This window comes from Inquilinus sp. (assembly GCF_039594555.1).
Classification (GTDB): Bacteria; Pseudomonadota; Alphaproteobacteria; order DSM-16000; family Inquilinaceae; genus Inquilinus.
Genome location: NZ_JBCNNF010000343.1, coordinates 1 through 7,463, shown reverse-complemented (window position 1 = coordinate 7,463; position 7,463 = coordinate 1). Strand labels below are relative to the sequence as shown.

General features: G+C 70.0%; 6 protein-coding genes and 1 pseudogene. 6 read left to right on the top strand and 1 reads right to left on the bottom strand.

Annotated elements, in window-relative coordinates:
- The 5 genes and pseudogenes from ABDW35_RS27760 to ABDW35_RS27740 all read left to right on the top strand — a co-directional run.
- Nucleotides 1–635 (top strand): annotated as a pseudogene (locus ABDW35_RS27760) (trifunctional transcriptional regulator/proline dehydrogenase/L-glutamate gamma-semialdehyde dehydrogenase); the annotation flags it as partial.
- The gene (locus ABDW35_RS27755) at nucleotides 632–1,285 is read left to right on the top strand and encodes a hypothetical protein (protein WP_343717095.1); all 654 of its coding nucleotides are present in this window, start codon (nucleotides 632–634) and stop codon (nucleotides 1,283–1,285) included. The pseudogene ABDW35_RS27760 and the gene ABDW35_RS27755, both read left to right, overlap by 4 nt.
- 300 nt (nucleotides 1,286–1,585) lie before the next feature.
- Nucleotides 1,586–2,062: a hypothetical protein gene (locus tag ABDW35_RS27750; RefSeq protein ID WP_343717096.1), complete on the top strand. Its 477-nt coding sequence runs from the start codon at nucleotides 1,586–1,588 to the stop codon at nucleotides 2,060–2,062.
- 91 nt (nucleotides 2,063–2,153) lie between these two features.
- Nucleotides 2,154–2,513: a YidB family protein gene (locus ABDW35_RS27745; RefSeq protein ID WP_343717094.1), complete on the top strand. Its 360-nt coding sequence runs from the start codon at nucleotides 2,154–2,156 to the stop codon at nucleotides 2,511–2,513.
- A gap of 264 nt (nucleotides 2,514–2,777) precedes the next feature.
- On the top strand, nucleotides 2,778–4,019 hold the full coding sequence (locus ABDW35_RS27740) for a YeeE/YedE family protein (protein ID WP_343717093.1): 1,242 nt from the start codon (nucleotides 2,778–2,780) through the stop codon (nucleotides 4,017–4,019).
- Between the two features lie 16 nt (nucleotides 4,020–4,035).
- Here ABDW35_RS27740 and ABDW35_RS27735 read toward each other — a convergent pair whose 3' ends face one another.
- Nucleotides 4,036–5,079, bottom strand: coding sequence for a hypothetical protein (locus tag ABDW35_RS27735; protein ID WP_343717092.1), 1,044 nt, complete (start codon nucleotides 5,077–5,079; stop codon nucleotides 4,036–4,038).
- Between the two features lie 294 nt (nucleotides 5,080–5,373).
- Here ABDW35_RS27735 and ABDW35_RS27730 point away from each other — a divergent pair, with 294 nt between their 5' ends.
- A complete protein-coding gene (locus ABDW35_RS27730) occupies nucleotides 5,374–7,440 on the top strand; it encodes a M3 family metallopeptidase (protein WP_343717091.1) in 2,067 nt (688 codons plus the stop codon).
- Nucleotides 7,441–7,463 lie beyond the last annotated feature (23 nt).

The window sequence follows — 7,463 nt, the reverse complement described above, 5'->3', positions numbered from 1 at the left end:
ACCGCCTGCTCTCGGTCCGGCCGGAAGCCGGGCCGGTGGCGCCCGATTCCGGCGCCGGGGCGGAGAAGCGCTTCCAGCCGCTGCGCGACTGGGCGGCCGCCCTGCGCAAGGCCGGCCGGGCGGCGGAAGCCGACCGCGTCGCCGGCTACGAGGCGCTGAGCCCGATCGGCGTGACCCTGGAGCTGCCGGGCCCGGTGGGCGAGAAGAACAGCTACAGCGTCGAGCCGCGCGGCACGGTGCTGTGCCTGGCCCAGACCGCGACCGGTGCGGCGCTGCAGATCGGCGCGGCGCTGGCCACCGGCAACACCGCGGTGCTGTCGGCCCCGAAGGAGGTCGCCGACGCCCTTCTCGGCGCGGTGCCGGCCTCGCTGAAGCCGCTCCTGTCCCGCGCCGATGACTGGGCCGCGGCGCCGGCCGATGCGGTGCTGTTCGAGGGCGACGGCGACGCGCTGCACGCGGTCAACCAGGCGGTCGCCGCCCGGCCGGGCCCGCTGGTGCCGGTGCAGGGCGTGACCCGCGACGACCTGGCCGAGGGCCGCGCCGGCTACGCGCTGGAATGGCTGGTGCTGGAGCGGTCGGTCAGCAACAACACGGCGGCGGCGGGCGGCAATGCCAGCCTGATGACGATCGGGTGACCGCGGCCGGCGATATGGCCGGCCGGTTTGCCGACCCGACATATCGGCTAATAAAAATAGAGATCAGCTATTTTAGGCAACCCATAATAGCGAAATTTGCTAAGATGGGCATCGGCACGCGCCTGCTCGTGGGCGCTGCCGCTGCTCAATCGGAGCGATTCTCGCTTGTGGGGAAGATGCCGATGATCAACCAGACAATCCGGAACAGTGTGAGTGCGTTGATTCTGGCGACCGGCGCGGTGTTCGCGGCGGCGTCACCGGCCCGGGCCGCAACCATGCAGGAGTGCAGCGCCAGGTATCAGGCGGCGCAGGCCGCGGGCAAACTCGCCGGCATGACGTGGAGCGACTTCCGCAAGGCCGAATGCGGTGCCGATGCCGCCCCGGCTGCGGCTCCGGCCGGCCAGTCGCCGGCGCCTGTCGTGGCCGCCAAGCCCGCCGCTGCCCCGGCGGTGCCGGCGGCGGCCGGCGATGCGGTCTTCCCGCCGGTCGTGTCGCCCAAATACGCGGCCGAACCTCCGGCCAGGGCGCGGATGCACACCTGCCGCGACCAGTACAACCTCAACAAGACGACGAACAGCAATGGCGGCCTGCGCTGGATCCAGACCGGCGGCGGCTATTACAGCCAGTGCAACGCCCGCCTGAAGAGCTGATCCCTGAGCTGGGCCGGCCACGCGATGGAATGGCGGGTGCTGGAGCGGTCGGTCAGCAACAACACCGTGGCGGGGGCGGCAATGCCGGCCTGATGACGATCGGCTGAGGAAGCGTACCCGAGGACTTGTCGGACGTGAAGACGCGGCGGCCGCTCTACTGCGGCGTGCCGCCGCGAATTCTTGCAACCTTCAAGAACATAAAGTGTTAGTATCGGCGCCGGCATGCGCCTGCTCGTGGTGACGGGTCGATGCCGCTGCTCGATCCGAGCGATTCGGTACTCTGTCGGGAGGATGCCGATGATCAGTCTGACAATCCGGAACAGTGTGGGCGCCCTGGTCCTGGCGGCCGGTGCGACCTTCGTCCTGGCGTCGCCGGCCCAGGCCCTGACCATGCAGGAATGCAGCGCCAAGTATCAGGCGGCGCAGACCGCCGGCACGCTCAACGGCATGAAGTGGAACGACTTCCGCAAGGCCGAATGCGGCGCGGACGCCACCCCGGCGGCTGCCGCTCCGGCCGCGGCCGCTCCCGCAGCCCCGGCTGCGGCGGCGCCCGCTGCGGCCGCCAAGCCCGCCGCGGCCCCGGCAGCGGCCGGCAATGCGGTGTTCCCGTCGGCCGTCTCGCCGAAATACGCGAACGAGACCCCGGGCAAGGCGCGGATGCACACCTGCCTCGACCAGTACAACGCCAACAAGGCCACGAACGCCAACGGCGGCCTGCGCTGGATCCAGACCGGCGGCGGCTATTACAGCCAGTGCAACGCCAAGCTGAAGGGCTGATCCGGATCCCGGCGGCGCGCCGGCCTGACCGCCGGCCGCCGCCCGGGCCGGGAGCCACTTCCCGTCCATCGTCCAGCGACAGGGGCCGATCATGAGCCTGTTCGACAACATCAGGGGCGCCGTCGGCGACCTCATCGCCAGGGAGGCGCCGGAGGGCATTCCGGCGCTGCTGTCCAACGCCCTGACCCAGGCCGGCGGGCTGCAGGGCCTTGTGGCCAAGCTGCAGGCCGGGGGCCTCGGCGACCAGGTCAATTCCTGGATCGGCACCGGCAGCAATCTGCCGGTCAGCGCCGAGCAGATCCAGGCCGCGCTGGGCGATCAGCATGTCCAGCAGATCGCCGCGTCGCTCGGCATCCCCACGGACAAGGTGCTGGCCTTCCTGGCCCAGCACCTGCCGGCCGCGGTCGACCACGCCACGCCGAACGGCACGCTGCCGCCGGCGACGGCCTGAGGCTGCGGGCCGGGCCGACCTTTCGGGACGGCGCCCCACCCTTTTCCGTCATTCCCGTGAAAGCGGGAATCTTCCTCCGGTCAAAGCGTTGGGAGATCCCCGCTTTCGCGGGGATGACGGGTCTGGGAAGCTGAAAGGGCTTTGCCGCCGGAGCGGAAAGCTCATTTCCGGTCTGTTGATTTTTCGGAATTGACATTTTGTACGGCATGGCCATGTGATCCGCGAGAGATCGCCGCGGCGGCGATCGCTTCCGGATTCATGCGAATGTCGACTGTCAGCCTTCCAGGCGGAGGTATCTCTGCCGGCCCCCGCCTTGCCCCGGCGATCAACGGGCGCGTCGTCGGCCTGGCCGGGCTGGCGCTGCTCGCCGGCGTGCTGCTGCTCGCCGCGGTGATCGATGCGCGCCAGGCGGCGCTCTACGTTCTCGGCGCGGCGCTGGGCGCGGTGCTGTACCACGCCGCCTTCGGCTTCACCTCGGCTTGGCGTGTCTTCATCGCCGACGGCCGCGGCGCCGGCCTCAGGGCGCAGATGGTGATGCTGGCGGTCGCCGTGCTGCTGTTCTTCCCGGCGCTGTCGGCCGGCACGCTGTTCGGCCAGCCGGTCAGCGGCAACGTCTCGCCGCTCGGCGTCTCGGTGGTGGTCGGCGCCTTCCTCTTCGGCATCGGTATGCAGCTCGGCGGCGGCTGCGCCTCCGGCACGCTCTACACCGTCGGCGGCGGCTCCACCCGCATGGTGCTGACGCTGGTGTTCTTCATCATCGGCTCGGCCATTGGCGCGGCGCATCTGCATTGGTGGACGGCGCAGCCCTCGCTGCCGCCGGTGTCGCTGGTCGCCAGCCTCGGCCTGTGGCCGGCGCTGGCGCTCAGCCTCGCCCTCTTCGCCGCGATCGCCGGGCTGACCGTGCTGCGCGAGCGCCGCATCCATGGCGCCCTGGTGGCGGCCGATGCGCCGGCGACGCGCGGGCTGCAGCGGCTGCTGCGTGGCCCCTGGCCACTGGTCTGGGGCGGCGTCGCCCTGGCGGTGCTGAACTTCGTCACCCTGGTCCTGGCCGGGCGGCCCTGGGGCATCACCTCGGCCTTCGCCCTCTGGGGCTCCAAGGCCGCGGCGCTGGTCGGCTTCGACCCCGCCAGCTGGCCCTACTGGTCGAAGCCGGCCAGTGCCGCGGCGCTGAACGGCAGCATCCTGGCCGATATCACCTCGGTGATGGATATCGGCATCATCGTCGGCGCGCTGCTGGCCGCCGGCCTGGCCGGGCGCTTCGCCCCGGTCTGGCGGATCCCGGGCCGCCAGGTCGCCGCCGCGGTCATCGGCGGATTGCTGCTCGGCTACGGCGCCCGGCTGGCCTATGGCTGCAACATCGGCGCCTATTTCTCCGGCATCGCCTCCGGCAGCCTGCATGGCTGGCTGTGGCTGGTCGCCGCGTTCTTCGGCAATGTCGCCGGCACGTATCTGCGGCCGGCCTTCGGATTGGAAGTGGAGCGGACGCCGCGCCTCACCGGCTGCTGACGCCTGCCCGGCGCCGCTACAGCAGGAAGTCGGCCGCGACCAGGTGGATCGCGCCGGTCAGGGCGATGCTGAAATCGGCCTTGCCGTCGCCGTTCACGTCGCCGGAGATCGTGGTGGTGCTGTCGGAAATCGCAGTGTGCAACTCGCCGGCATGATGGCCGAAGGCCGCCGTGCCGATGAAGCTGAAGGCTTGGTTGCCGCTGGCGCCGGTGTTGGCGTCGATCGGGCGCAGGTCGATCCGGTCGCCCTCGGCATGGCTGAAATCGGCGATCCGGTCGGGGGCGGCCACGGTGCTGTGGGCGATCGAATCGAACACGAAGCGGTCGGCCCCGGCGCCGCCGCCCAGGGCATCCTGGCCGGCGCGGCCGTCGATCACGTCGTTGCCGGCGTTGCCGACCAGGGTGTTGGCCGTCGCCCCGCCGCGGAGGACGTCATTGCCGGAGCTGCCATAGACGCCCTCGATGCCGCTCAGCACGTCGCCCTGGGCGTTGCCGCCGATGCCCTTGCCGGCGGCGATGTCGACCGTCACGCCGACGGAGCTCTCGCTATACATGGCGGTGTCGATGCCGGAGCCGCCGACCAGATGGTCGGCCCCGGCGCCCCCGCGCAGCACATCGTTGCCGTTGCCGCCCTCGAGCGTGTCGTCGCCGGCGAGGCCGCTGAGCGTGTCGTTGCCGGCCAGGCCGGCCAGGGCGTCGGCCTTCTGCGACCCGGTCTGGCTGTCATTGCCGGCGAACAGGCTGATGGCCAGGCCGGTGAAGTCGCCGTTCGAGATCTGCGAATAGGTCGTCGCGGCGCTGGCGGACACGCCGGACAGCGTGGCGATGGCGACGCCGTTCTGCGACAGAACCAGCCCGATCACAATGCCGGTGATGCCGAACAGGCCGATGCCGAGGCCGGTGCCGGTGATGTCGATCGACACTCCGTCGAAATTGATGTGCCCGGCGGTGGAAGTGAGGGAGGTGATCCGAGGATGCTCGAAATCGAGCTGCCCCAAGGCATCGAAGGAAAACCCCGCGCCGTTGATGCCGTTCGGCGCGTTCACCGTCAGCGTCGTCATCTGCAAACCCTCCTGGCCCCGGACTCCGGTCCGGCGGCGTCCGTTTTGATTACGGGGGTATGCTAGTGAAGCCGGGCAGAAACTGCCATCATGATGACAGTAATGCACTGATTAAATCTTTATGAATGCAATTAAATACCTGTAATGTTTTGCTGCAATGCAAAATTTATAAGATTTTAAATCTTTTAATGTCCAAGGCAATCCGGCGGGCCGGGCGGCGCCAGGGCTGCTGACATGGGGCGCCGATCCTGGCTAGTCTGGCGGCCAAGGATCCAGACCACAGCGGTGCACCCGATGAGCCCCGACCAGTCGCCCCAGACCGCCGCCAACCCGCTGCTCGCGGAATGGGACACGCCCTTCGGCAGCCCGCCCTGGGAGCGGATTGCGGTGGAGCATTTCCGCCCGGCCTTCGACGCCGCGTTGGCGGAGCATGACCGCGAGATCGCGGCGATCGCCGGCGACCCGGCCGAGCCGGACTTCGACAACACCGTCGCGGCGCTGGAGCGCAGCGGCCGGACGCTGCGCCGGGTCGCCGCCGCCTTCTTCAACCTGACCTCGGCCCACAGCAACGACGAGCTGGAGGCGGTGGAGCGCGATATCGCCCCGCTGCTGGCCCGGCACCACAACGCGATCCAGCAGAATCCGGCGCTGTTCCGCCGGGTCGACGCGCTGTTCCAGCGTCGCGGCGCGCTCGGACTGACGCCGGAGCAGGACCGGGTGCTGGAGCGCTACCATCTCGGCTTCACCCGCAGCGGCGCCGGGTTGGACGAGGCGGCGAAGCGCCGCCTGTCCGAGATCGTCGAGCGGCTGGCGACGCTGGGCACCCGGTTCGGCCAGAACGTCCTGGCCGACGAGAAGGCCTATGCCCTGATGCTGGACGGCGAGGCCGACCTGGCCGGCCTGCCGCAGGAGCTGCGCGACGCGGCAGCGGCCGCCGCGGCCGAGCGTGGCCAGCCGGGCCGGTACGCGATCACACTCGGCCGCTCCAGCGTCGAGCCGTTCCTGCAGTTCTCCGCCCGGCGCGACCTGCGCGAGACCGCATTCAAGGCCTGGATCGCCCGCGGCGAGGGCGCCGCCGCTGACAACCGGCCGATCATCGCCGAGACCGTGGCGCTGCGGGCCGAGCAGGCGCGGCTGCTGGGCTATCCCAGCTATGCCGATTTCCGCCTCGCCGACACCATGGCCAAGACGCCGGAGGCGGCGCGAGGCCTGCTGGATTCGGTCTGGGCGCCGGCCCGGGCCCGCGCCCTGCGAGAGCAGGAGAAGCTGCAGGCGCTGGTGGCGGAGGAGGGCGGCAATTTCGAGATCGCCGCCTGGGACTGGCGCCACTACGCCGAGCGGCAGCGCAAGCGGGAGTTCGACCTCGACGAGGGCGAGCTGAAGCCCTACCTGCAGCTCGAGCGCATCATCGAGGCCGCCTTCGACACGGCGCATCGCCTGTTCGGCCTGTCGTTCCAGGAGCAGAAGGATGTGCCGGTCTGGCATCCCGATGTCCGGACCTGGGAGGTGACGGGCCGGGACGGCCGCTTCGTCGGCCTGTTCTACGGCGATTATTTCGCCCGGCCGTCCAAGCGCAGCGGCGCCTGGATGGAGGCGATCCGCGAGCAGGAGAATTTCGACGGCGAGGTGCGCCCGATCATCGTCAACGTCATGAACTTCGCCAAGGCGGCGGAGGGCACGCCGAGCCTGCTCAGCTTCGACGACGCCCGCACCCTGTTCCATGAGTTCGGCCACGCCCTGCACGGGCTGATGTCCGACCTGACCTACCCGGCCATCGCCGGCACCAATGTGGCGCGCGACTTTGTCGAGTTCCCGTCGCAGCTCTACGAGCACTGGCTGGAGCGGCCGGAGATTCTGCGCCGCCACGCGCTGCACTACCGCACCGGCGAGCCGATGCCGGAGGAACTGCTGCAGCGGGTGCTGGCGGCGCGCAGCTTCAACCAGGGCTTCGCCACGGTCGAGTTCATCTCCTCGGCGCTGGTCGATCTCGACTTCCATGCCGCGGGTGCGGACGCGTCCGACCCGGCGGCCTTCGAGCGCGCCACGTTGGAGCGCATCGGCATGCCGTCGGCGATCGTGATGCGGCACCGGCCGCCGCATTTTCAGCATGTCTTCGCCGGCAGCGGCTATTCCGCCGGCTATTACAGCTACCTCTGGTCCGAGGTGCTGGACGCGGACGGCTTCGGCGCCTTCGAGGAGGCCGGCGACATCTTCGACCCGGCGGTGTCGCAGCGGCTGGCGGAGTTCGTCTATTCCGCCGGTTACCGCCGCGACCCGGCCGAAGCCTACCAGGCCTTCCGCGGCCGGCCGCCGGAGCCCGAGGCGCTCTTGAAGAAGCGCGGCCTGGCCGAGGCGGCTTGAGGGAATAGGATTTTGCGTTGCCT